Here is a 22,984-nt window from a genome sequence, read left to right on the forward strand (position 1 = left end):
TCGAGGCACGCACCTCATTGGCATATTGCGACTTTCGCGCGAATCTGGCCATCATAAAGCCCGGATTCCCGCCGCAAATTTGCGGGGATAGCCTCTCGTTTGGTGGACAGCGGTCATGAAATCAAGAACCCTGATGCGTCTTGCACTAACGGCACTCCTGTCTTTTTCCGCAGTGACAAACGTTTTTGCCGAGGACGGTCCGGCCAAGCAGCTCTTCGGCGCGGTCAAGCTGCCGACGCTCGGCGCGCCGCAATCGGCAGGATTTTACGCCAAGGGCTGCCTTGCCGGCGGCGTGGCGCTGCCGGTCAACGGCCCGACATGGCAGGTCATGCGCCTGTCGCGCAACCGCAATTGGGGACATCCCCGGATGATTGCCCTGCTGGAACGGCTGTCGCGGGACGCCGCCGCCAAGGATGGCTGGCCGGGTCTGCTGGTCGGCGACATCTCGCAGCCGCGCGGCGGCCCGATGCTGACAGGCCACGCGTCGCACCAGGTCGGTCTCGACGCGGATATCTGGCTTACCCCCATGCCCAATTACCGCTTCACCAATGACCAGCGCGAAAAGGTGGAAGCCAGGTCTATGCTGAAGGGCGATACGCTCTATGTCGACCCGAACAGATGGACGCCAGCTCATGCGGCGCTTTTGAAGCGGGCCGCGAGCTATGACGAGGTGGAGCGCATCTTCGTCCATCCGGGCATCAAGAAAAAACTCTGCGAGACCGTACAGGGGGACCGCAGCTGGATGGCCAAGATCCGCCCCTATTGGGGGCACTTCTATCACTTCCATGTCCGGATCAAATGTCAGCCCGGCTCGCCCAACTGCAAGCCGCAGGAGCCCATCGGGACATCCGACGGTTGCGACAAGTCCCTGGCCTGGTGGTTCACCGACGAGCCATGGCGCAAGGCGCCCGAGCCGGAGAAGCCGGTCAAGCCCAAGATCATGATGCTGTCGGACCTGCCGAAGGCCTGCGCACAGATCCTGGATGCGCCGGGACCGCAATCGGCCGATCAGGTTACCTACGGTCTTGGAGCAAAGGCGGCGGCGGGCAGCGATGTCCCGGCTGTCGTGCCGGATCAGCCGTCGGCCGTCCCCCTGCCCAAACAGCGGACAAAGACCAAATAGACATCCGGACACACCGCCCGGCAGTGGCAGGGCGGCACCGGTTCAGGTCTTTTTTGTCTGCAGTCTTTTCAGGCGGGCACGAATTGAGTATAGGGTTTCAATCGATTTAAGACCAGGACCAGAGCACCTCTTGATGCAGCAGCCTTTTCGCCTCGCGCTGATCGCCCATGACCAGAAAAAGGATGACATGGTGGCTTTCGCGCGCGCCTATGAAAGCCTGCTCGCGCCCTGCTCCATCGTCGCCACCGGAACCACCGGCGGACTGATCATGGAGGCCTGCCCGTCCTTGCAGATCACACGGGTCAAGAGCGGCCCGCTCGGCGGCGACCAGCAGATCGGCGCGCTCATTGCCGAAGGCCTGATCGACGGCCTGATTTTCTTTGTCGACCCGCTGTCGCCCATGCCGCACGACGTGGACGTGAAGGCGCTGATGCGGCTCGGCATCGTCTATGACATTCCGATGGCCTTGAACCGGGCAACCGCCGAGGTTCTCGTGCAAAAGAAGGGTTTGCTGCGCGCCGATTGACGGTTAAGCATGGCGCAGCACGATTGAGATTGGGGACGGAATTTATGGTTACTTCTGCAGACACCGATTGCATCATGAAATTTCCAATCCTGGTTGGAGATATCGGTGGCACCAATGCGCGTTTCGCCATTCTTGTCGATGCCTATGCGGAACCGAAAGAGTTCCCCATCATCCAGACGGCGGACTTTGAAACCATTGACGAGGCGATCCAGAACGCCATCCTCGATCATACGTCGATCCAGCCGCGCTCGGCGGTCCTGGCCATTGCCGGGCCGGTGGAAGGCGACGAGATCGACTTGACAAACTGCGCCTGGGTGGTCAAGCCGCGCCAGATGATGGAAACCCTCGGTCTTTCCGACATCACCGTGCTCAACGATTTCGAAGCGCAGGCGCTGGCCGTCGTGTCGCTGGAGCCCAAACACCTGGAAAAACTGGGCGGCGGCGCCGGGGACCCGCATGGCAGCCGCGCTGTCCTCGGACCCGGCACCGGCCTTGGCGTTGCCGGCATGGTGCGCTCACGCAACAGCTGGGTTCCCGTACCGGGTGAAGGCGGCCATGTGGACATCGGCCCGCGCACGGCGCGCGATCTCGAACTCTTCCCGCACATCGAACACATCGAGGGGCGCATCTCAGGCGAACAGCTTTTGTGCGGCCGCGGCCTGCAGAACATTTACCGAGCGATCTGCAAGGTTGCCGGGACGCCGGCCACGTTGCAGAGCCCTGCCGACATCACCGCGGCAGGCCTTTCCGGCGAATCCGCCGAGGCAAAGGAAACCCTTTCGCTGTTCGTCACCTATCTCGGCCGTCTTGCCGGGGATTTCGCACTGACCTTCATGGCACGCGGCGGTGTCTATCTCGCCGGCGGCATCGTCCAGAAAATCGTGGAACCGCTGAAACACCCGTCTTTCCGCGAAGCTTTCGAAGACAAGGCACCGCATCGCCAGATCCTGACCGAGACGCCGGTCTACATCATCACGCATCCGCTTGCAGCGCTCAGCGGGCTGTCCGCCTTCTCGCGCACGCCCACCCGCTTCGGCGTGGCAACCGAAGGCCGCCGCTGGCGCAAGGATTAGACTTTTCGTGGAGACGCCAGGGCAACACCTGCCCTGTCCCGTTCACGACGATGGCCAAAACCGATAGGCAAGGCGGATCAATAAGGTTATAGGGTCAGCTTGAAGAAGGGCGCGATCACTCGAAACCGTTGCCTGAACGCTTGATACGAACGAGTTGCCGTCCGTCATGAATGATCAGACCAAGAAGAAGAAAATCGATCCGAACGAAGCCATGCGGGTTATCCGCAGGGTTTGGAATGAAAACGCACGCGAGCATCGGTCATCCTACGCCATTGCCATTCCCGCCATGCTGGCTGTTGCCGGGACGACGGCATTTGTTGCCATCATCTTCAAGGAAGTCATCAACGGAATTTATTATGACCGCCGCGCTGATCTCATCACAACGATCAGTCTGAGTGTTCTTTTTGCCTTCATCATTCGCGGTGTCGCTACTTATATCCAATCCGTCACCATGGCCAAGATTGGCAACAATATCGTTGCACGGTATCAGCAGAAAATCTTTGACCACCTTATGAAACTTGGCCTCGATTTCTATACGGATACCCGTTCGGCCCAGCTTGCGGCGCGGATCAACCAGAACGTGGCTGGCGTGCGCGAGCTTCTCGATGTTGTCGTTACCACAATCGGCAAGGATATTCCCACGCTTCTGTCGTTGATAGCGGGCATGATTTATCTTGATCCGTTTCTGTCGCTTCTGGCCCTGCTGATCGGCCCACCAGTAATCCTGGCGGTGCGTTATCTGTCAAAGCGCCTGCGCAGCATTCATCGTGAATCTGTTACGTTGAATTCGCATCTGCTCGGAGCAATGCAGGAATCCACACAGGGTATTGCCATCGTCAAGGCTTTTACCATGGAAGATCAGCTTCGAACCAAGATCAGTGACCTGATAAAACGTGTAGAGGAACGCGCCAACAAGATCGCTCGCGTTTCGGAACGTATAACACCATTCACTGAGCTGATCGCTGGCGTCGCGATAGCGTCGATGATTGCCTATACGGGTTATCGCGCGGTTTACGACCAGCAGCCGCCTGGCGCCATGTTCAGCTTCATGACCGCCATGCTTCTTGCTTATGATCCCATCCGTCGTCTGGCACGCGTTCAGGTCGGTCTGGAAAAGTCGCTGGTCAATGCGCGGATGGTCTTCGAGATTCTTGATGTGGAACCGCGTCAGGCGGACAGCATTGGCGCGGTGCCCATTACCGTCCCGACGGGCGAAGTGCAGTTCGACAATGTGCGCTTCAGCTATGGCAACGACGTGCCCGTGCTGCACGGCATCAGCTTTACCGCCGAAGCCGGCAAGACCACGGCCATCATCGGCGCTTCCGGGGCGGGCAAATCGACCCTGATCGGCCTCATCCAGCGCTTCTACGACATCGACAGCGGCCGCATTCTCATCGACGGGCAGGACATTGCCTATGTCAGCAAGAAATCCCTGCGCCAGTCCATCGCCTATGTCTCGCAGCAGCCCTATCTGTTCGAAGGCACCATTGCCGACAACATCCGCTATGGCCGTCCCGATGCCACCGATGAAGAGGTGATCGAGGCGGCAAAGCTGGCCAATGCCGACGAGTTCATCCGCCTGCAGCCGCAGAGCTACGGTACCGAGGTTGGCGAGAACGGCGCGACCCTTTCCGGCGGCCAGCGCCAGCGCCTGTCCATCGCCCGCGCCCTTGTCCGCAATGCTTCCATTCTCCTGCTCGACGAGGCCACCTCGGCCCTCGACAATGAATCGGAAAAACGCGTGCAGCAGGCGCTGGAACACGTGATGCAGGGCCGCACCACCATCGTCATCGCCCATCGCCTGTCGACCATCGTCAATGCCGACCATATCGTCGTCATGGAAGCCGGGCGCATCGTCGAGGAAGGCGTGCACGAAACCTTGCTCGATGTGCCGAACGGCATCTATGCGCGCTTCTATCAGTTGCAGGGCAAGGAAGAGTCGACCATCATCGACGACAACAGTGACATGCAGCCAACACCAGTGACAGGAACGGCCGAATGAGCGGGACACCGGAAATGAAGCTTGCAGTTGTCGGCGCCGGCGGCCGCATGGGCCAGACGCTGATCCGCGCGATTCAGGCCATCGACGGGGCTGTGCTTGCCGGCGCGATCGAGCGCCCCGGTTCACCGCATATCGGCCTCGATGCGGGCGAACTTGCCGGCGTCGGCCATCTCGGCATCCCCGTCACCGACGACGCGCTGTCGGTCTTTGTCGGGGTTGAGGGCGTGCTCGATTTCACCGCTCCGGCCGCGACGGTCGCCTTTGCCGAACTCGCCGCCCAGGCGCGTATCGTCCACGTGATCGGCACAACCGGCTGTTCGCCTGATGATGATGCCAAGATCCGTGCGGCGGCGCGGCATGCGGCCGTGATCAAATCGGGCAATATGAGCCTTGGCGTCAATCTCCTCGGCGTGCTGGTCAAGCAGGCTGCCAAGGCGCTGGGTGCGGATGATTTCGACATCGAGATTCTGGAAATGCACCACAAGCACAAGGTCGATGCCCCGTCCGGCACGGCATTGCTTTTGGGCGAAGCAGCCGTCGCAGGCCGCAATGTGTCGCTGGCCGATCACAGCGTGCGCGTGCGCGACGGGCATACCGGCCCGCGTGAAGACGGCACGATCGGCTTTGCCTCGCTGCGCGGCGGTTCCGTCGTCGGCGATCATTCGGTCATCCTGGCCGGACCGGGCGAGCGGATCACCCTGTCGCACCATGCGGAAGACCGCACGATTTTTGCCCGTGGCGCCGTCAAGGCAGCGCTCTGGGGCAAGGGCCGCAAGCCGGGCCTCTATTCCATGCTCGACGTGCTTGGCCTCAACACCTGACTTTTCCCGTTCAACAGGAGTATTGCAATGTCCGGAACCCTCGTCCTTGTCCGTCATGGCCAGAGCGAATGGAATTTGAAGAATCTGTTTACCGGCTGGCGCGATCCGGGGCTGACCGAGCTTGGCCACAGCGAAGCCAAGGCCGCGGGCCAGCGGCTGAAGGCGAAGGGCCTGCATTTCGATATCGCCTACACATCGGTGCTGTCACGCGCCCAGGTGACCCTGCAGCACATCCTTGACGAGGTTGGCCAGCCGGGGCTTGAGACGATCCGCAACCAGGCGCTGAACGAACGCGACTATGGCGACCTCTCCGGCCTCAACAAGGACGATGCGCGCGCCAAATGGGGCGAGGACCAGGTGCATATCTGGCGCCGCTCCTATGACGTGCCGCCGCCCGGCGGCGAAAGCCTGCGCGACACGGGCGCTCGCGTCTGGCCCTATTACCTGCATGACGTGCAGCCGCACGTGCTGCGCGGCGAGACGGTTCTGGTGGCGGCGCACGGCAATTCGCTGCGCGCCCTCATCATGGCGCTGGAAGGCCTGACCAGCGAAGAGATCATTGCGCAGGAGCTGGCGACGGGCGTGCCGATTATCTACACGCTCAACGCTGATTCGACAGTCGCATCCAAGGAAATCCTGACCGCCTGATCCGGCGGCGTTTGCCTGTGATTCGCATGAACCCGCGCCGGGACACCGGCGCGGGTTTGTTGTTTGTGCTGGTCTTTTCACCCTTATTTGCGGGTCTTTGCCGCAACTGAGACACCGGAATGAGAATAGGTCGATAAATACCCGACAAATGGATTGACAGAGTTCCGCCCGCCCCTTACATGAGACCCCGCTGCCCAGATGGCGGAATTGGTAGACGCGCACGGTTCAGGTCCGTGTGCCGCAAGGCGTGGAGGTTCGAGTCCTCTTCTGGGCACCATTTCCCATTCGTCCGACGTATACCAACGTCCATGGATGATCAGAAAAACCCCGGTTTCCCCGGGGTTTTTTCTTGTCTATCATTCACCCGCGTTCACGATGCTTTGGCATCTGCCCTCATTTGCATCACCAAAAGGCCACACATGGCCCCGATAGACGCGGTTTGACAGTGTGAATGGAACCGAAGGGGATAAACATGGCAGTCCGTCGCAACCTATTGAAAGCGGCCGTCGCTATCGGATTCACCGGAATGATCGGCAGAGGCGCAACCATGGCATTTGCCGCCGATGACACGTGGCACATGCCCGACGAGGGCGATCCGCACACGGCGACATGGATGGCGTTTGGCCCGAGCGAAGACGTATGGGGCAAGAAGCTCCAGCGCGGCGCGCAGAACAATCTTGCCGCGATCGCCAAGGCCATCTCCGCGCATGAACCGGTCAATATGCTCGTGCGGGCGGAAGACCGCGACACGGCCGAGCGCCTGTGCGGCGATGCGGTGACGTTGTTCGTGCACGAGATCGACGATCTGTGGATGCGCGATACCGGGCCGGTCTTCGTCAAGAACGGCGCCGGTCAGCTGGCCGGCGTTGACTTCAACTTCAACGGCTGGGGCAACAAGCAGGACCACAGCGGCGACGCGGAAGTTGCGGAATTTGTCACCGGCAAGACGAAGGTGGAGACACTGCGCACCAAACTGGTGCTGGAAGGCGGCGGCATTGAAGTCGATGGCAAGGGCACGGCAATCATCACCGAGAGTTGCGTCCTGAACAAAAACCGCAATCCCGGCGTGAGCAGGGAACAGTGCGAAGAGGAGCTGGGGCGTCTTCTCGGGCTGAAGAAGATCATCTGGCTGCCGGGTATCAAGGGCAAGGACATCACCGACGGCCATACGGATTTTTACGCCCGCTTCGTCAGCCCCGGTGTCGTGGTTGCCGGTCTTGACACGGATCCGACCTCCTATGATCACGCCGTGACCAAACGGCATCTTGAACTGCTCAAGGAAGCGACCGACAGCGCCGGGCAGAAATTGCAGGTGGTTGTCATTCCCGGACCGGGCAGCGTGCGGCCGCAGTTCGAGAACAAGGAATTCGCAGCCGGCTACATCAATTTCTACCTGTGCAACGGCGCCGTCATCGCCCCTGAATTCGGTGACAAGAAGGCTGACAATTTCTGCCGTGACGCGCTGCGGGATGTCCTGCCGGGGCGCGAGATCGTGCAGCTTAACATCGATGCGATCGCGGCGGGCGGCGGTGGCATCCACTGCACGACCCAGCAGCAGCCTGCGTGACGCCATTGCGGCGCCTGCAGGCGCACGCGCCATTGCGTGCAAAGCTGTTTCCGCCAAGCCTCCGGCATGCGATACTCCAACCGCGAAGGCTTCAGCGGAGTATCAATGCATGATCCGGCTTATCATCATTCTCGCACTGCTCATTCTGGTCCTGTTCCTGATCTACAGCATCATCAACAGCGTCCGCACGAAGCAGATCGACTGGACCGGCATCGGCGTCACGCTCGCCTTGATCATGCTTGCCCTCTATCTGCGCGGCGTGACGGGTATCGGCGGTGTCGGCTTCTGAAAATCAGGCGCTGCGTGGTCACCTTGACACATTGCAACCTCTTGTCCGGCGAATTAATATATCAGTCTACTCAGGAGACTTTTATGGACACGCTCACATCCCCACGCCATCTGCGCCTGCACACCTCCGACAATGTGGTGGTGGCGGTGGATGCCTTTCAGGCCGGACAGCATGTGGAGGACGTGACCGTCAGGGACCGCGTGCCGCGCGGCCATAAACTTGCATCAAAGCCCATTGCGCTGGGGGAACCTGTGCGCAAATTCGGCCAGATCATCGGCTCGGCGTCCAAACCCATCGCCCCGGGCGAATGGGTGCACGAACACAACCTCGATTTCAGCAGCTTTGCCCGCCAGCCGGACAGCAGCCACGAAACCCATGCGGGCGGCATCCTGCCGGTTGAGCAGCAGGCGACATTCCAGGGGTTCCGCCGGGCCAATGGCCGCGCGGGCACCCGCAACTATATCGGCGTGCTGACCTCGGTCAATTGTTCCGCATCGGTTGCCCGCTTCATCGCCGAAGCGGTGCAGCGCTCCGGACTGCTCGACGATTACCCGATGATCGACGGCATCATTCCGCTCGTGCATGGCGGCGGCTGCGCGCTCGACGTCAAGGGTGAAGGCTACGAGGTGCTCAAGCGTACCCAGTGGGGCTATGCCACCAATCCGAACATCGCCGCGGTGCTGATGGTCGGCCTTGGCTGTGAAGGGTTTCAGATCGGCCGCTGGAAGGAAGCCTACAACATCGTCGAAAGCGATACGTTCCGCAGCCTGACCATTCAGGAAGTGGGCGGCACGCGCAAGACCATGGAAGCCGGCATTGCCGCAGTGCGCGACATGCTGCCGACGGCAGCCAATGTGAAGCGCGAGACCATTCCGGCATCGGAACTGATGCTGGCGCTGCAATGCGGCGGATCCGATGGCTATTCCGGCATCACCGCCAATCCGGCGCTGGGCGCGGCGGTCGACCTTCTGGTCAAGCAGGGCGGCACGGCCATCCTGTCGGAAACGCCGGAGATTTACGGGGCTGAGCATCTTTTGATCGAACGCGCCTCCAACCCGGAAGCGGTGACGCGGCTGCAATCCATCATTGCCTGGTGGGAGGATTACACCGCCCGCAACCGGATGGAGATGAACAACAATCCCTCCCCGGGCAACAAGGCGGGTGGGCTGACCACCATTCTGGAAAAATCGCTGGGCGCGGTCGCCAAGTCGGGCACCACGCCGCTGGAAGCGGTCTATGGCTACGCCGAACCGGTGACGGCGCGCGGCCTCGTGTTCATGGACACACCTGGCTACGATCCCGTCTCGGCCACGGGACAGGTGGCGGGCGGCGCCAATATCCTCTGCTTCACCACCGGACGCGGTTCGGCCTATGGCTGCAAGCCGACGCCGTCGATCAAGCTTGCCACCAACACCCCCATGTATACCCAGATGATCGAGGACATGGATATCAATTGCGGCGATGTGCTCGATGGCGTGTCGATCGAAGACAAGGGCCGCGAAATCTTCGAGCAGGTGCTGCGGGTGGCCTCGGGCGAGCGCAGCAAATCCGAACTGCTCGGTTATGGCGACGCGGAATTCGTGCCCTGGCAGATCGGCGCCACCATGTAGTCCGGGCTGCGATATCAGCAAAAACGGGAGCCGATGGCTCCCGTTTTCATATCCGGCGCATGATCGGGATCAGGCGGCCGATTGCTGCTGCTTGGCCCGGGCGACGATCTGCGTCGGATTGACGAAACGCAGCGCGATGAGCAGCCAGACCAGCGTCGTCACCATATAGACGACCGCCATGGCATCGATGGACTGCACGGCGCGCACCCCGGATGCGAAGACCGAGTAGTACAGCGCGACCACCAGCGTCTGGCTGGTCGGGCCCGCCGTGAGGAAGGTCAGCTCGAACATCGCCACGGTGCGCACGAGAACCAGCAGGAGCGAGGCGAGAATGCCCGGCAGCAGCATCGGCATGAGCACGTGCAGGAACAGACGGAACGTGCCGGCGCCGAAGACACGCGCGGCGGCCTCCACCTTGGGATCGATCTGCTCGATGAACGGAATCATCACCAGGATGACGAAGGGAACCGTCGGCACCAGATTGGCGAGAACCACGCCCCAGAACGTACCGCCAACCCCCGCCTGGTAGAGAACCGTTGCCAGCGGAATGCCAAAGGTGATCGGCGGCACCAGCAGCGGCAGGAGGAACAGAAGCATGATGAGTTTCTTGCCGGGAAAATCGCGCCGCGCCAGCGCATAGGCCGCCGTGACGCCGAGCAGGCCGGACAGGGCAACCACCGTGAAGACGATCTGGAACGTGACGATCAGGACATCGCTGAGCTGGAATTCCGCCCAGGCGGTAAAATACCATTTCGTCGTCCAGCCCGCCGGCAGCCATGTGCCGAGCCAGCGGGTTCCGAAGGAGGAGATGATCACGGTTGCGATCATCGCCAGGAGGTTGACGATGAAGAAGCCGACCACCACCCAGACGGCGGTGATCCAGAGTTTTGCGCCAATGGTTGTATCGCGGATCATGGTCAGCCCTTTCCGCCGGCGGTCGAGCCGCGATAGAAGAGATTGCGAATGGCGAGGATCGCCACGACGATGGCCAGCTGTACCGCCGCCATGATCATGGCGATGGCCGATGCCATGGAATAATCATACTGCTCGAAGGCCGCCTGATAGGCAGCGATGGAGATAACGCGCGTCGGCCCCGCCGGAGCGCCGAGCAGCACCGCCGAGGGGAACACCGCGAAGGCCTGCACGAAGGACAGGCAGAAGGCGATCGCCAATCCGGGTATGAGCAACGGCAGCAGGACAAAACGGAAGCGCTGCCAGCTCTTTGCGCCGTGCGTCGCCGCCGCCTGTTCCAGCGCCGGATCGATGCCGGTGACATAGGACAGGGTCAACAGGAAGGTGAAGGGAAAGCCGGTGATGATCAGCGAGGAAAACACACCCCAGTAATTGTTGGTGAGCTTCAAGGGCCGGTCGATCATTCCCAGCAGCATCAGCGTCCGGCTGAACCAGCCCTGCGGCCCCAGATAGTTGAGAAGCCCTTCGGCGACAAGCACGGTGCCAAGCGTCACCGGAAGCACCAGAATGGTTGTCAGCAGCCGCTGACGGGTCATCAGGCGCACGCGGAAGGCGATGGGCAGCGCCAGGGCGATGCTGATGACCGTCACGGGAACCGCAAGCCAGAGCGTGGTCAGGATCGTGTCGTAGAGGAAGGGATCGGAGAAGAACTTCTGGTAGTTGGCAAAGATTCCGCCTTCCTTCGGCGTGAAGGACAGGATCAGCCCGTAAATGAAGGGATAGACAAACACGGCCAGCAGGAACAGCACCGCCGGGAGAACAAGGATCGTCACGCCGTCGATGCCGCGCAGGGCGAGACGCTGGCGCAGCGACAACCGGTCATAGACTGGGGGAGAGGAGACAGCCATGCCGGGCCTCACGCCGCGAAGGCCAGCGCGCGCGCCGGATCGATTGCGAGCCAGATGGAACTGCCGAGCGCCGCTGTCTGCGGCGCGTGGAACACCAGTTCCAGCCCTTCGGCGGTGCGGGCCGTGCCGACGAATTCGCGGCCGCGATATTCAATGGTCTCGACCACGGCTTCCACCGTATGTTCCGAGCGCTGGCCTGCCTCCACATCGTCGGCGCGCGCAGCAATGACGGCCGCATCGCCGGTTTTCAGACTGTCGCGCGCGGTGCCGCTGAGCGTGGCATTGCCGACGGAAACGCTGACGCGCGCGCCGTCGACGGAGACGACCTTTCCGGTCAGCCGGTTGCGGTAGCCCATGAACTCGGCGACATCGAGATGATCCGGCCGTTCATAGAGATCGCTCGGCGCACCCACCTGCCGGATTTCACCATCGCGCAGGACAACGATACGGTCGGCCAGCGACAGCGCCTCGTCCTGGTCATGGGTGACATAGATCGTGGTCGCCCCGAGCTGGTTGTGGATGCGGCGGATTTCGGCGCGCATCTCCAGCCGCAGCTTGGCGTCGAGATTGGAGAGAGGCTCATCCATCAGCACCAGCGGCGGCTCGATGACGATGGCGCGGGCGATGGCCACGCGCTGCTGCTGGCCGCCGGAGAGCTGGCCCGGCAATTTATGCCCCTGGCCTTGCAGGCGCACCAGATTGAGCGCTTCCTCGACCCGCTTGTCGGTTTCAGCCTTGGCGACGCTGCGCATCTTCAGGCCGAAGCCGATGTTCTGGCGCACCGTCATATGCGGAAACAGCGCATAATTCTGGAACACCATGCCAAAACCGCGATCCTCGGGCTTGAGCGTATCGATGCGCTTGTCATCGATGAAGATGCCGCCGCCTGTCGTGGCGAGCAGGCCGGCAATACAGTTGAGCGCAGTGGATTTGCCGCAGCCGGAGGGGCCGAGCAAGGCGATGAACTCGCCCTTGCGGATGGAAAGCGACACGTCCTTCAACGCATTGTGCGCACCAAAGGCGCGGCTCATGCGGTCAAGACGGATTTCCTGGAATGGCGATGACGCCAGCAGCATGGGATACCTCATAATTGCGCGCCATCCGGGTTGCCCCGGATGGCGCTATTGCATGCATCGATCAGGATTTCTTGCCGGCGACTTCTTCGTCCCAGCGGCGGAAGGCGACAACCATGGCGGCCGGATCGAGCGGAACCTCGATCGGGTTGTTGGCGATCCAGTCGGCATATTCCTTGCGGCCGAATTCGGCCAGAGCATCCTGGCTTTCCTTCGGCGCCATGGAGAGCGGCACATCCTTTACCGCGGGGCCGGGATAGAAATAGCCCTGATCATAGGTATAGGCCTGCTGTTCCGGCGTGAGCAGGAAGCTCATGAGGTCGAGCAGCACGGCGAGTTTTTCCTCGGCAATGCCCTTCGGCACGCACATGTAATGCGCATCGGCAACCCAATGGAAACCCTTCAGCGGCGCGACGGCGGCTTCCTTCGACACCACGCCGAGCACCCGCGGATTGATGTCCCAGCCGGTGGTGGAGACGGTCATGTCGCGTGTGCCTTCGCCGAGTTCCTTCATCAGCGCGCCGGTGCCGGTCGGGTAATACTCGATATATTTGTGCAGTTCCTTCAGATACGCCCAGGTCTTGTCCCAGCCCTTGACTGGATCGTGCGGATCGCTGTCGCCAAGCAGATAAGGCAGCCCCATGAGGAAGGTCCGTCCCGGACCGGAATTGGCCGGGCGGGCATAGAGGAACTTGTTGGGATTTTCCTTGGCCCAGGCCAGAAGCTCCTCGACGGTCGTTGGAACCTTCTTCACCCGGTCCGGCATATATTCAAGCAGCGGCCCGGAGGGATAATAGGTCACGACAACGCCGTGATCCTTGCCCAGCGCCAGCATCCGGTGCGCCGGCTCCTGGTAGATGGCTTTCAGATCGGGCAGCGACGCGGAATGGTCCGGCAGCAGCTTGACCCACAGGTCCTGCTCCAGGCCCGCGGACAGGGCATCGGTTCCGGTCAGGACCAGGTCGATATCAAGCCGGTTGGCCGCCTGCTGCGCCTTCAGCTTCCCCGGAAGTTCCGGCGCAGGCGCCTTGGTGAAGGTGATCTTGGAAACGAGGTTGGGCTTGGCAGCCGCATAGTTCTCAATGGCCTTCTGCGTCAAGGCGAGATTGCCCGCGACATCGGCGACATTGAGCGTAATGGGGGATGTCGGCAATGCCAGCTTCCCCTGTGCAAAGAGACGTGTTGCCGGTAGCGTTGCCAGAGCGGCCAAGCCGCCAATGGCTTGCCTGCGCGTGATGCGGATCATTGTCTTCCTCCCAATTATTCCCGGTTTAGCGATCGGCGGCCATCCTTGGGCCGCTCATTTTTACTACTTGATATATTAATCTATCAGTTTCAGATAGCAAGCGCTTTCGCCCCACTTCAAAACCCGGCCACCGTCCGGGCCGCGCCTTCACCCATCAATTTTGCCAAAGCCTTGCCAACGGTATCGCGAAACGCAGCGCTTTCCGGCAGATCGCTGCCGAAAATCTGCTCCATGCCGAGATAGGCCTGCAAAAGAGCCGGTGCCGATGTCTTGCCGGCGGTGCGGGCCTTGAATTCACCGGCCAGCGGATCGCGCACATCGATCGGATTGCCCTGCTCGTCGGTACCCGTCGCATAGCGCATCCAGCCGGCGACACCCAGCGCCAACCGGTCAAAGGGCGCATTCTCCTTGAGCCGCACACGGATGGTGTTGAGCAGGCGCTGCGGCAGTTTCTGCGACCCGTCCATGGCGATCTGCCATGTCCGGTGCCGCAAGGCCGGATTGCGGAAGCGCTCGCGCAGTTGCCTTTTGTAGGCGTCAAGATCGAAGCCGGGCAGCCCCGGCAGGGCCGGAGTGATCTCCTCGTCCATCATCTGCTCGATCAGCGCGGCAAAACCTTCTCCCGCCATCGCGTCGGACACGGTTTCATGACCAGCGAGATAACCGAGATAGGCCAGCGTCGAATGGCTGCCATTGAGCAGGCGCAGCTTCATCAGCTCGAACGCGTCGACATCGGCAACGAAGGTGACACCGGCCTTTTCCCAGGCCGGGCGCCCGAATGGAAAATGGTCCTCCACCACCCATTGGCTGAACGGTTCCGTCATGATCGGCCAGCGGTCGGCAAGCCCGGTATCCCGGGCGACAGCGTCGCGGTCCGCATCGGTTGTGGCGGGCACGATCCGGTCGACCATCGTCGAGGGAAAGGCGACGTTCTCCCGGATGAACGCAGAGAGTTCCGCATCCCGCAAGGCGGCGAAGCGCGTGACCACTCGCTTCAGGGTCTGCCCGTTGGCCGGAAGGTTGTCGCAGGACAGAAGCGTGAACGGCGCGGTGCCATTGGCGTGCCGCCGGGCCAATGCCTCGACGATGAAGCCGATGGCCGAGCGCGGTGCCGCGGGATGGGCCAAGTCATGGACAATATCCGGATGATTTTCATCGAGCGAGGCGGAAGCAGGGGAATAGCAATAGCCCTTTTCCGTGATTGTCAGCGAAACGATCCGGACAGCCGGAGCCGTCATGGCATCCAGCAGGGCCTGCGGGTCTTCCGGCGCGACCAGCACCTCGCCGATACTGCCGATGACCCGATAGCTGCTGCCACCGGCATCGCGCACGGCCACCGTATAGAGCCCGCCCTGCGGCTGCAGCGCGTCACGCGTATCGGCGCTGCGCAGCGATGCACCCAGAATGCCCCACCTGGTATCCCCCGATGCCAGCACGCTGTCCGTATAGACCGCCTGGTGGGCGCGGTGAAAGGCACCGATGCCCAAATGCACGATGCCGGTCTCAACCGCACCGCGGTCATAGGCCGGCGTGGCAACACCGGCGGCAAGACGCGGCAGGCTGGCGGGGGAAAGATAGGTCTGGTCGGCGTGCGCCATCGGGCAATCTCGTCTGTTCTGTTTCAAAGACGGTAGGCTTGTTTGGCCAGCCGGTAGCTCAAATCGTGGGCAATCGTGTGCGCCTCATCCTCGTCCAGCCGGTGGTCGGCGACAAGCCGCGCGAGATAAGCGCAATCCACCCGGCGGGCCATGTCATGGCGGGCGGGGATGGAAAGATAGGCCCGCGTGTCATCGTTGAACCCGACGGTGTTGTAGAAACCGGCTGTCTCGGTGGTCAGTTCGCGGAACCGGCGCATGCCTTCCGGACTGTCGTGGAACCACCAGGCCGGTCCAAGCCGCAGGGCGGGATAGTGTCCGGCGAGCGGTGCCAGCTCGCGGCTGTAGCTGGTCTCATCCAGCGTGAAGAGAATGAGGGTCAGGTGCGGATTGTTGCCGAAAGCATCGAGCAGCGGCTTCAGCTCTTCGACATAACCGGTCGAGCGCGGAATATCCGCCCCCTTGTCAGGACCGAAACCAGCGAAAACGGTCGCGTTGTGGTTGCGGAAGGAGCCCGGATGCAGCTGCATGACCAGCCCGTCGTCAATGCTCATGCGCGCCATTTCGGTCAGCATCTGCGCGCGGAAAAGATCGGCATCGGCATAGGAAACATCGGGCCGCAGAACCCGCTCGAACAGCGCCGCGGCATCGGTGACGGACAGGTTGGCCGTGCGTGCGCTGGGATGGCCGTGATCGCTTGAGGTGGCGCCCCGTGCCTTGAAATAGGCGCGCCGGTTGCGGTGCGCCTCAAGATAGCCCTTGTAGTTCAGCGATGTTCCGGCAAGGGCAATGAGCCTTTCCACATTGGCGCGGAAATCCGCCCGCGATGCGTCAATCACCGCATCGGGCCGGTAGGCGGGAATGACGCGCCCGTCCCAGCCTGACTTTCGGATGATATCGTGCGCCGCAAGGTCATCCGTCGCCGCATCGGTCGTCGAGATCACTTCGATGCCGAACTGCTTGTAGAGCGCACGCGGGCGCATTGCAGGCTCGTCGAGCTTGCCGGCAATACGATCATAGATCTCGTCGGCATTGCTTTCGTTCAACCGCTCGGTGATGCCGAACACCGTTTCCATGGCGTGCTCGAACCACAGGCGCGATGGCGTGCCGCGAAACAGATACCAATGTTTGGCAAACAGCCGCCAGATCGTGCGCCCGTCGGTTTCGACAGGCCCGCCATCGTGGCGCGGCACGCCCAGATCCTCGAGCTTGACGCCTTGAGAATACAGCATGCGGAAAATATAATGATCGGGCTTGACGAAGAGGCTGGCCGGATCGGGAAAGGCCTCGTCATGCGCGTACCACAGCGGGTCCGTATGACCATGCGGCGAGATGATGGGCAGGCGCTCGACTTCGCAAAAGAGCCGCCGCGCGATGGAGCGCGCATCGGCTTCGATGGGGAAAAGTCGATCTGGGTGGAGAGGCATGATCGGTCCTTGCTGTCATCTTCGGCACCGGCCGATACACCATGGGTGGGTGGAACGGAGCCGCAGCCGTAAAATTGCCCCTGTCGAGGCGCCTTTTCGCATCGCCAGCCGCCACGGGTGTCTTGTGAATATTCGGCTTTTGCGATCTTGGCGAAGAGTAAATAATAATATATTAGTATGTCAACTGGATCGATGTGCCCTGAAATCGTTTCCCACGCGGCTTTGGCACTATGATTTCGCGCGGAATTCTACCATGCATGACGGTGGATTCATCTGCGACACAGGAAATGGAGCGCTGGAATGGCAGCACAGAACCGGGGAGAAAAAAGTTTGGCCGTGGCGACACCGGCTGAACCCATCGCCTCAGCACGAGACAATGCGGCGCGTTTCGCCAAATCCGGCACACGCGGCGCCCCGGCCGGACGCATGACGACGGCCACGGCGATCTACCGCGAATTGCATGCCGCCATTGTCTCCATGCAGATGACCCCCGGCACCGCCCTCAATGAAAAAGTCCTGACGGAACGCTTCGGCGTCAGCCGCACCCCGGTTCGCGAAGCGCTGATCCGGCTGGTGGAAGACGGGCTGGTCGATGTCTTTCCGCAGTCAGGCACCTTTGTTGCCCGCATCCCGGTTGCGCTGATCCCCGAGGCCGTGGTCATCCGGCAGGCACTGGAAGGCGCCACCGTCGAGCGGGCGGCGGCCGTTGCCACCGCCAAGGACGTGGAATGGCTGGACGAGATTCTGGCGCGCCAGCAGTTTTTCGCCGACCGGCAGAACATGAGTGCCTTCCACGAAGCCGACGAGGCCTTTCACGAGGCGATTGCCGGTATCGCAGGCCATCCCGGCATCTGGCACTATCTGAAGCCGGTGAAAGTACAGATCGACCGCGCCCGCCGCATGACATTGCCGGCGCTCGGCCGCATGGAGAACGTGCTTGCCGAGCACAGGGTCATCCGCAATGCCATCGAAATTCATGACGTACCGGCCGCCTGCGCGGCGATGAAGCAGCATCTGAATGCCGTCATTCCCGATATTGATGAACTGAGAAAAAGCCACCCGGGCTCATTTGTCTGAACCCGGCGATTACACGAAATGACGGAGGACTGAATGCGTCAGGCATGGAGATGGTTTGGGCCCAAAGCCGGTGTCACGCTGGACAATGTGCGCCAGGCCGGAGCAACCGATATCGTATCGGCGCTGCACGAGGTACCGATCGGCCAGGCCTGGACCGAAAAAGAAGTGCATGAACGCAAATCGCTCATCGAAACCACCCCCGCCGGGCGTGTTCCCCTGACCTGGTCGGTGGTCGAAAGCATCCCGATCCCCGATGCGGTGAAACGCCTTGGCGGCGCGGCGAAGCACGAAATCGCCGCCTGGATCGCCAGTATGGAAGCACTGGCAGCCAACGACATCCGTGTCATCTGCTACAATTTCATGCCCGTCGTCGACTGGTGCCGCACCGACCTCGACTATGTCACGCCGACCGGTTCGACTGCGATGCGCTTCGACCACAACGCCCTTGCCGTGTTCGATCTGCACATCCTGCAGCGCACGAATGCGCAGGCGGCCTATTCGCAGGAGGACCGCGCTATCGCCGCAGCCCTCTACGCCGCGATGAGCGGGCAGGAAATCGCCGACCTCACCCGCAACATCGCCAGCGCATTGCCGGGCTCGACAACCGAGCCGCTGACCATCCCCGCCTTCCGCGACAAGCTCGAAGCCTATGCCGGGATCGACGCCGGCAGACTGCGCCAGCATCTGATCGAATTCCTCGAAGCCGTCACCCCCGTCGCCGACGATCTCGGCGTCAAGCTGACACTGCACCCGGACGATCCGCCCCGTCCGCTTTTCGGCCTGCCGCGCATTGCCTCGACCGAGGCCGACTACGCCGCCCTGTTCGACGCCGTTCCGTCCCCCGCCAACGGCATGTGCTTCTGCACGGGAAGCCTTGGCGTTCGCGCCGACAATGATCTGCCGGAAATCGCCCGCCGCTTTGCCGCGCGCATCCACTTCTCGCACCTGCGCGCCACGACCCGGGAAGGCGATGGCCGCAGCTTCCATGAGGCAGCGCATCTGGAAGGCGACGTGGACATGGTCGCCGTGCTGAAGGAACTGCTGGCCGAAGACCGCAAGCGCGACCGGTCCGGCAGCATCATCTTCCGCTCCGACCACGGCCACCGCATGCTGGACGACCTGACGAAAGAGGTCACGCCGGGTTATCCCGCCATCGGCCGCCTGCGCGGCCTCGCCGAACTGCGCGGCATCATCCATGCGCTGGATGCCAGAGCCCTCGCCTGAATTCCAGCCGATCGCTGATATCCAGACAAACCCCGGCAGCCCTGTGCCGGGGTTTTGCATTTTCAATCGTTAATTCCGCTTAACACTTTTGGCCCGAAACCGGGGATTTCAGAGTCTTCGTTTAGGCTTTCGTTCAGTATTGATCACATTACCGCCATATTTCGAAGGGAACGGCGGCAATAGTTCCATGAACAGAAGCATCTTCAATCACGTTTTGAGTCATAATAAGACAAATTTTTTGAATGACTTGGCTGATCTTGCGGAATTTGCTCACGGATATTTCTCTTTCGGGCCACCTCGAGGACACATTTACCCAAAATAGAAGGGATCACTCACTCACGTGATGATCTACTTGCCCAGGATCATCCTTATGCGTGCGTCTTCAGTCTGGCAGTTCCTGCCGCGGGCCATTAAAGTGCGAATTTCAATATGGTCTCCATTGCAAGTATCCGTAAGGTACTTACTGCAACCATGCTTCTTCTGATGTTTGGTATCGTTTCGGCAAATGCCGGTTCCGCCTGTGGCGGTGCTTCCTGGTACGCTCTTCATTCCAAGACGGCCTCCGGCGAACGCATGAACCCATCCGCTCTTACCGCCGCGCACCGCACCCTGCCTTTCGGTTCCAAGGTGAAGGTCACCAACCAGCGCAACGGCAAGTCAATCGTCGTGCGCATCAACGACCGTGGTCCGTTCATCAAGGGCCGGGTGCTCGATCTTTCCAAGGGCGCCGCAAACCGCCTCGGTTTCGTTGGCGCGGGCCATACCAATATCTGCATGGCCAAGCTCTGATATGTCTTCCTGCATCCCCGCCGGAAGGCAGGGGTGCAGTCTCTCCACGATATCTTGCCCTCTACAATATCTTGACCGCGGTGCAGGATTGACCTTGACCATTGAACGTGACATCGCCATGTCAGCACTCCTAATCCTGTCGGGGGACGTTCCATGGCATTGAAAGTCGCGGTCCAGATGGACCATATCAATTCGATCCGCATCGCAGGCGATACGAGCTTTGCCCTGTGCCTTGAGGCGCAAGCCCGCGGCCACAGGCTCTATCACTACACACCGGACCGGCTCAGCATGCGTGATGGCATCGTTCGCGCGCGGGTGGAAGAGCTGCAGGTCCGCGATGTGGAGGGCGACCATTTCACCCTGGGTGAACCGGTTTCCCGCGACCTGTCCGAGATGGATGTGGTGCTGCTCCGGCAGGATCCGCCGTTTGACATGAACTACATCACGACGACGCATCTGCTCGAACGCATTCATCCGAAGACGCTTGTCGTCAACGATCCGGCCTGGGTGCGCAACAGCCCGGAAAAAATCTTCGTCACAGAATTCCCCGACCTCATGCCCGATACGCTGATCACCAAGGATCCGCAGGAGATCATGGCGTTCCGCAAGGAGTTCGGCGATATCATCCTCAAGCCGCTCTATGGCAATGGCGGTGCGGGCGTGTTCCATCTTGCCGATGGCGACCGCAACCTGACATCGCTGCTGGAAATGTTCGGCCAGATGTTCCGCGAGCCGATCATTGCGCAGCGCTATCTCAAGGATGTGCGGGCCGGCGACAAGCGCATCATCCTGATCGACGGCGAGCCGGTTGGAGCCATCAACCGCGTGCCGTCGGAAAGTGATGCGCGCTCCAACATGCATGTGGGCGGCCGGGCCGAGAAGACCGAACTGACACCGCGCGAACGCGAGATCTGCGCGCGCATCGGCCCTTCCCTGCGCGAGCGCGGCTTCATTCTTGTCGGCATCGATGTCATCGGCGACTACATGACGGAAATCAACGTGACCTCGCCGACGGGCATACGCGAAGTCAAGCGCTTCGGCGGCGCCGATATCGCCGCCCTGTTCTGGGATGCCGTCGAGGCCAAACGGCGCTAACTGCGCCGTTCCCGTTCCATCTCCTCCAGGATATCGACAAAGGCGCGCACGCGCGCCGGCCTGTATTTGGCCGGCGGATAGACCGCGTGGATACCGCCCGCCGGCAATGACCAGCCGGGCAGCAGACGCACGAGGCGGCCGGCCGCAATATCCTGCACCACCTGATAGTCCGGCATCACGGCGAGCCCGATACCGGCGAGCACGCAGACATAGCTTGCCTCGGTGCCATTGGCGCTGACAACGGACTTGCCCGTCACAACCACCTTTTCGTCGTCTTTTGCAAACGGCCAGCGCAACGGTTCCTTCAGCGCCCCGTTGGCGATCCATTTCGCCGCTTCAAGCGCGCCTGGATGCGCGACGCGGCCGATCTGCCCGGCATAGGCGGGCGAACAGACGAGATGCTGCTCGAACGTGCCGATCCGCCGGGCCTGCGCGCTGGAATCCTCCAGCCAGCCGACACGGATGGAGAGATCAAGCTCGTTATCGACCAGATCGAATTTGACATCGGTGAAGGTGAGATTGGCCTGCATCTGCGGATGGCGCTGCAGATAAAGCGCCAGGGCAGGCGCCACAACCTTTGCGCCATAGTCCAGCGGCGCTGTCAGCATCAACGTCCCGACAGGCGTTCCGGTCTCGGACGACACCTCCTCGATCGCATTTTCAGCCTCGCGCAGGACGACGATGCAGCGCTCGTAGAACCGCCGTCCCGCCTCCGTCGTTCGCAGCCGCCGTGTCGTGCGGATCAGGAGCGCGGTGCCCAGTTCCTCCTCCAGCCTGGATAGCTGGTGGCTGACAACGGCCTTGGCGACACCCAGCCGGTCGGCGGCAGCGGTGAACGATCCCATATCCACCACGGTGACGAAATAGATGAACCGGTTGAAGCTGACTGCGGGCATGGCGCGCCTTATTGTATGAAATAATCATATAGTCTGTCATTTTGATCGGGATTTTTCAAGAAACCCGTCCATGCCACTATCCGCCCCACAGTGAGAAACCGAGCGAGGACCGAGACGTGCGAACCCTTCTGACACGACGCGATACGATGAAATCCCTTCTGGCAGCCGGTGCCGTGGCCGCCCTGCAGCCGCTGGGCGCCATTGCGGCCAAGGCCGCTTCCACACTGACATGGACCTATTTCCAGGCGGATGAGAACGGCTTTCGCCGCACACCTGTGCTCCTGACCGGCGCGAAGGAAGCGATCCTGCTCGATGGCGGGTTTACGCTCTCCGATGGACGCGCGGTTGCCGATGCGATCAAGGCGACCGGCAAGGCCCTGACGACGATATATATCAGCTGCAGCGACCCCGATTACTATTTTGGCCTGCGTCCCATCGTCGATGCCTTCCCCAAGGCAAAAGTCCTTGCCGCGCGTGCCACTGTGGACGCCATCAAGGGCAATGTGCAGGGCAAGCTCGACGTCTGGGGGCCGCAGCTCAAGGAGAACGGGCCAAAGCGCCTGGCTGATGTCGTCATTCCGGAAGCCTCCGGCCTGTCTTCGCTCGACCTGGAGGGAAACAGGATCGAGATCGTCGCCATCAAGGATATGAAGGATCGCCGCTATCTCTGGGTGCCCGGACTTGAAGCGGTTTTCGGCGGTGTGCTGGTCTCATCAGGCGTTCATGTCTGGGTCGCCGATGAACCGGCCGTGGAAGACCGGAAGAAGTGGATTGCCGCGCTTGACGAAATGGCGGCGCGCAATCCCCGGATTGTCGTGCCGTCGCATCAGGCCGCCGGTGCACCGCAGGGGCTCGAAGCCGTAAAGTTCACCCGGACCTATCTCGAGACGTTCAATACGGAAGCCGGGAAAGCCAAGACCAGCGGCGAGCTGATCACCGCCATGAAGATGCATTACCCCGACCTGCTCGATGCCTCATCACTTGAACTGGGCGCCAAGGTTGCCAAGGGCGAGATGAAGTGGGGCTGATCGTCCCCGGCTGAACCGCATCGCGCCGTCACCATCACCGGCGCGATGCGGCCGT

The 22,984-nt window shown here is 61.4% G+C and carries 21 protein-coding genes and 1 tRNA gene; 15 read left to right on the top strand and 7 right to left on the bottom strand.

Annotation, left to right across the window (positions count from 1 at the left end; all coding sequences use genetic code 11):
- The first annotated feature begins 133 nt into the window (after positions 1-133).
- The 10 genes from mepA (at position 134) to C5750_RS11660 (ending at position 9,659) form a co-directional block, all read left to right on the top strand.
- The gene (gene mepA / locus C5750_RS11615; protein WP_425350460.1) at positions 134-1,123 is read left to right on the top strand and encodes a penicillin-insensitive murein endopeptidase; all 990 of its coding nucleotides are present in this window, start codon (positions 134-136) and stop codon (positions 1,121-1,123) included.
- Between the two features lie 133 nt (positions 1,124-1,256).
- Entirely contained in the window at positions 1,257-1,649 is a 393-nt protein-coding gene (locus tag C5750_RS11620) for a methylglyoxal synthase (RefSeq protein ID WP_105734065.1), read from the top strand.
- 44 nt (positions 1,650-1,693) lie between these two features.
- Positions 1,694-2,722: a glucokinase gene (locus tag C5750_RS11625; RefSeq protein ID WP_105734066.1), complete on the top strand. Its 1,029-nt coding sequence runs from the start codon at positions 1,694-1,696 to the stop codon at positions 2,720-2,722.
- Positions 2,723-2,888: 166 nt separating this feature from the next.
- Entirely contained in the window at positions 2,889-4,724 is a 1,836-nt protein-coding gene (locus C5750_RS11630) for an ABC transporter ATP-binding protein (protein ID WP_105734067.1), read from the top strand.
- Positions 4,721-5,545, top strand: coding sequence for a 4-hydroxy-tetrahydrodipicolinate reductase (dapB, locus tag C5750_RS11635; protein ID WP_105734068.1), 825 nt, complete (start codon positions 4,721-4,723; stop codon positions 5,543-5,545). The genes C5750_RS11630 and dapB overlap by 4 nt, the downstream gene beginning before the upstream one ends.
- A 27-nt stretch (positions 5,546-5,572) precedes the next feature.
- Entirely contained in the window at positions 5,573-6,193 is a 621-nt protein-coding gene (locus C5750_RS11640; RefSeq protein WP_105734069.1) for a 2,3-bisphosphoglycerate-dependent phosphoglycerate mutase, read from the top strand.
- Positions 6,194-6,385: 192 nt separating this feature from the next.
- A tRNA-Leu gene (locus tag C5750_RS11645) sits at positions 6,386-6,470 on the top strand.
- Between the two features lie 195 nt (positions 6,471-6,665).
- On the top strand, positions 6,666-7,760 hold the full coding sequence (locus tag C5750_RS11650; protein WP_105734070.1) for an agmatine deiminase family protein: 1,095 nt from the start codon (positions 6,666-6,668) through the stop codon (positions 7,758-7,760).
- 109 nt (positions 7,761-7,869) lie between these two features.
- Positions 7,870-8,049, top strand: coding sequence for a hypothetical protein (locus C5750_RS11655; RefSeq protein WP_105734071.1), 180 nt, complete (start codon positions 7,870-7,872; stop codon positions 8,047-8,049).
- Between the two features lie 83 nt (positions 8,050-8,132).
- A complete protein-coding gene (locus C5750_RS11660; RefSeq protein ID WP_105734072.1) occupies positions 8,133-9,659 on the top strand; it encodes a UxaA family hydrolase in 1,527 nt (508 codons plus the stop codon).
- A 69-nt stretch (positions 9,660-9,728) separates the two neighbouring features.
- Here C5750_RS11660 and C5750_RS11665 read toward each other — a convergent pair whose 3' ends face one another.
- From C5750_RS11665 to uxaC, 6 genes are all read right to left on the bottom strand, one after another.
- Positions 9,729-10,574 carry an ABC transporter permease gene (locus C5750_RS11665; RefSeq protein ID WP_105734073.1) on the bottom strand — a complete coding sequence of 282 codons (846 nt, stop codon included), beginning with the start codon at positions 10,572-10,574 and terminating at the stop codon, positions 9,729-9,731.
- Positions 10,575-10,576: 2 nt separating this feature from the next.
- On the bottom strand, positions 10,577-11,479 hold the full coding sequence (locus tag C5750_RS11670; protein WP_105734074.1) for an ABC transporter permease: 903 nt from the start codon (positions 11,477-11,479) through the stop codon (positions 10,577-10,579).
- Positions 11,480-11,487: 8 nt separating this feature from the next.
- Complete coding sequence (locus C5750_RS11675) at positions 11,488-12,555, bottom strand: ABC transporter ATP-binding protein (protein ID WP_105734075.1); 1,068 nt, start codon at positions 12,553-12,555, stop codon at positions 11,488-11,490.
- A 61-nt stretch (positions 12,556-12,616) separates the two neighbouring features.
- On the bottom strand, positions 12,617-13,795 hold the full coding sequence (locus tag C5750_RS11680; protein WP_105734602.1) for an ABC transporter substrate-binding protein: 1,179 nt from the start codon (positions 13,793-13,795) through the stop codon (positions 12,617-12,619).
- A 119-nt stretch (positions 13,796-13,914) separates the two neighbouring features.
- Complete coding sequence (locus C5750_RS11685; protein ID WP_105734076.1) at positions 13,915-15,396, bottom strand: mannitol dehydrogenase family protein; 1,482 nt, start codon at positions 15,394-15,396, stop codon at positions 13,915-13,917.
- Positions 15,397-15,419: 23 nt separating this feature from the next.
- Complete coding sequence (gene uxaC, locus C5750_RS11690) at positions 15,420-16,820, bottom strand: glucuronate isomerase (protein WP_105734077.1); 1,401 nt, start codon at positions 16,818-16,820, stop codon at positions 15,420-15,422.
- 300 nt (positions 16,821-17,120) lie between these two features.
- Here uxaC and C5750_RS11695 point away from each other — a divergent pair, with 300 nt between their 5' ends.
- From C5750_RS11695 to gshB, 4 genes are all read left to right on the top strand, one after another.
- Positions 17,121-17,897 (top strand): GntR family transcriptional regulator, encoded by a 777-nt coding sequence (locus tag C5750_RS11695; protein ID WP_105734078.1) that lies wholly within the window; start codon positions 17,121-17,123, stop codon positions 17,895-17,897.
- Positions 17,898-17,930: 33 nt separating this feature from the next.
- Positions 17,931-19,121, top strand: a complete 1,191-nt coding sequence (gene uxuA, locus C5750_RS11700) for a mannonate dehydratase (protein ID WP_105734079.1) — start codon at positions 17,931-17,933, stop codon at positions 19,119-19,121.
- A gap of 471 nt (positions 19,122-19,592) precedes the next feature.
- Complete coding sequence (locus C5750_RS11705; protein WP_199537995.1) at positions 19,593-19,910, top strand: septal ring lytic transglycosylase RlpA family protein; 318 nt, start codon at positions 19,593-19,595, stop codon at positions 19,908-19,910.
- A gap of 153 nt (positions 19,911-20,063) precedes the next feature.
- The gene (gene gshB / locus C5750_RS11710; protein WP_105734081.1) at positions 20,064-21,005 is read left to right on the top strand and encodes a glutathione synthase; all 942 of its coding nucleotides are present in this window, start codon (positions 20,064-20,066) and stop codon (positions 21,003-21,005) included.
- Here gshB and C5750_RS11715 read toward each other — a convergent pair.
- The gene (locus tag C5750_RS11715; protein ID WP_105734082.1) at positions 21,002-21,901 is read right to left on the bottom strand and encodes a LysR substrate-binding domain-containing protein; all 900 of its coding nucleotides are present in this window, start codon (positions 21,899-21,901) and stop codon (positions 21,002-21,004) included. The genes gshB and C5750_RS11715 overlap by 4 nt on opposite strands.
- A 146-nt stretch (positions 21,902-22,047) precedes the next feature.
- On the opposite strand from C5750_RS11715, the gene C5750_RS11720 reads away from it, so the two are divergent.
- Positions 22,048-22,929, top strand: a complete 882-nt coding sequence (locus tag C5750_RS11720) for an MBL fold metallo-hydrolase (RefSeq protein ID WP_105734083.1) — start codon at positions 22,048-22,050, stop codon at positions 22,927-22,929.
- Positions 22,930-22,984: the final 55 nt, after the last annotated feature.

The organism is Phyllobacterium myrsinacearum (genome assembly GCF_002980555.1).
Classification (GTDB): Bacteria; Pseudomonadota; Alphaproteobacteria; order Rhizobiales; family Rhizobiaceae; genus Phyllobacterium; species Phyllobacterium myrsinacearum.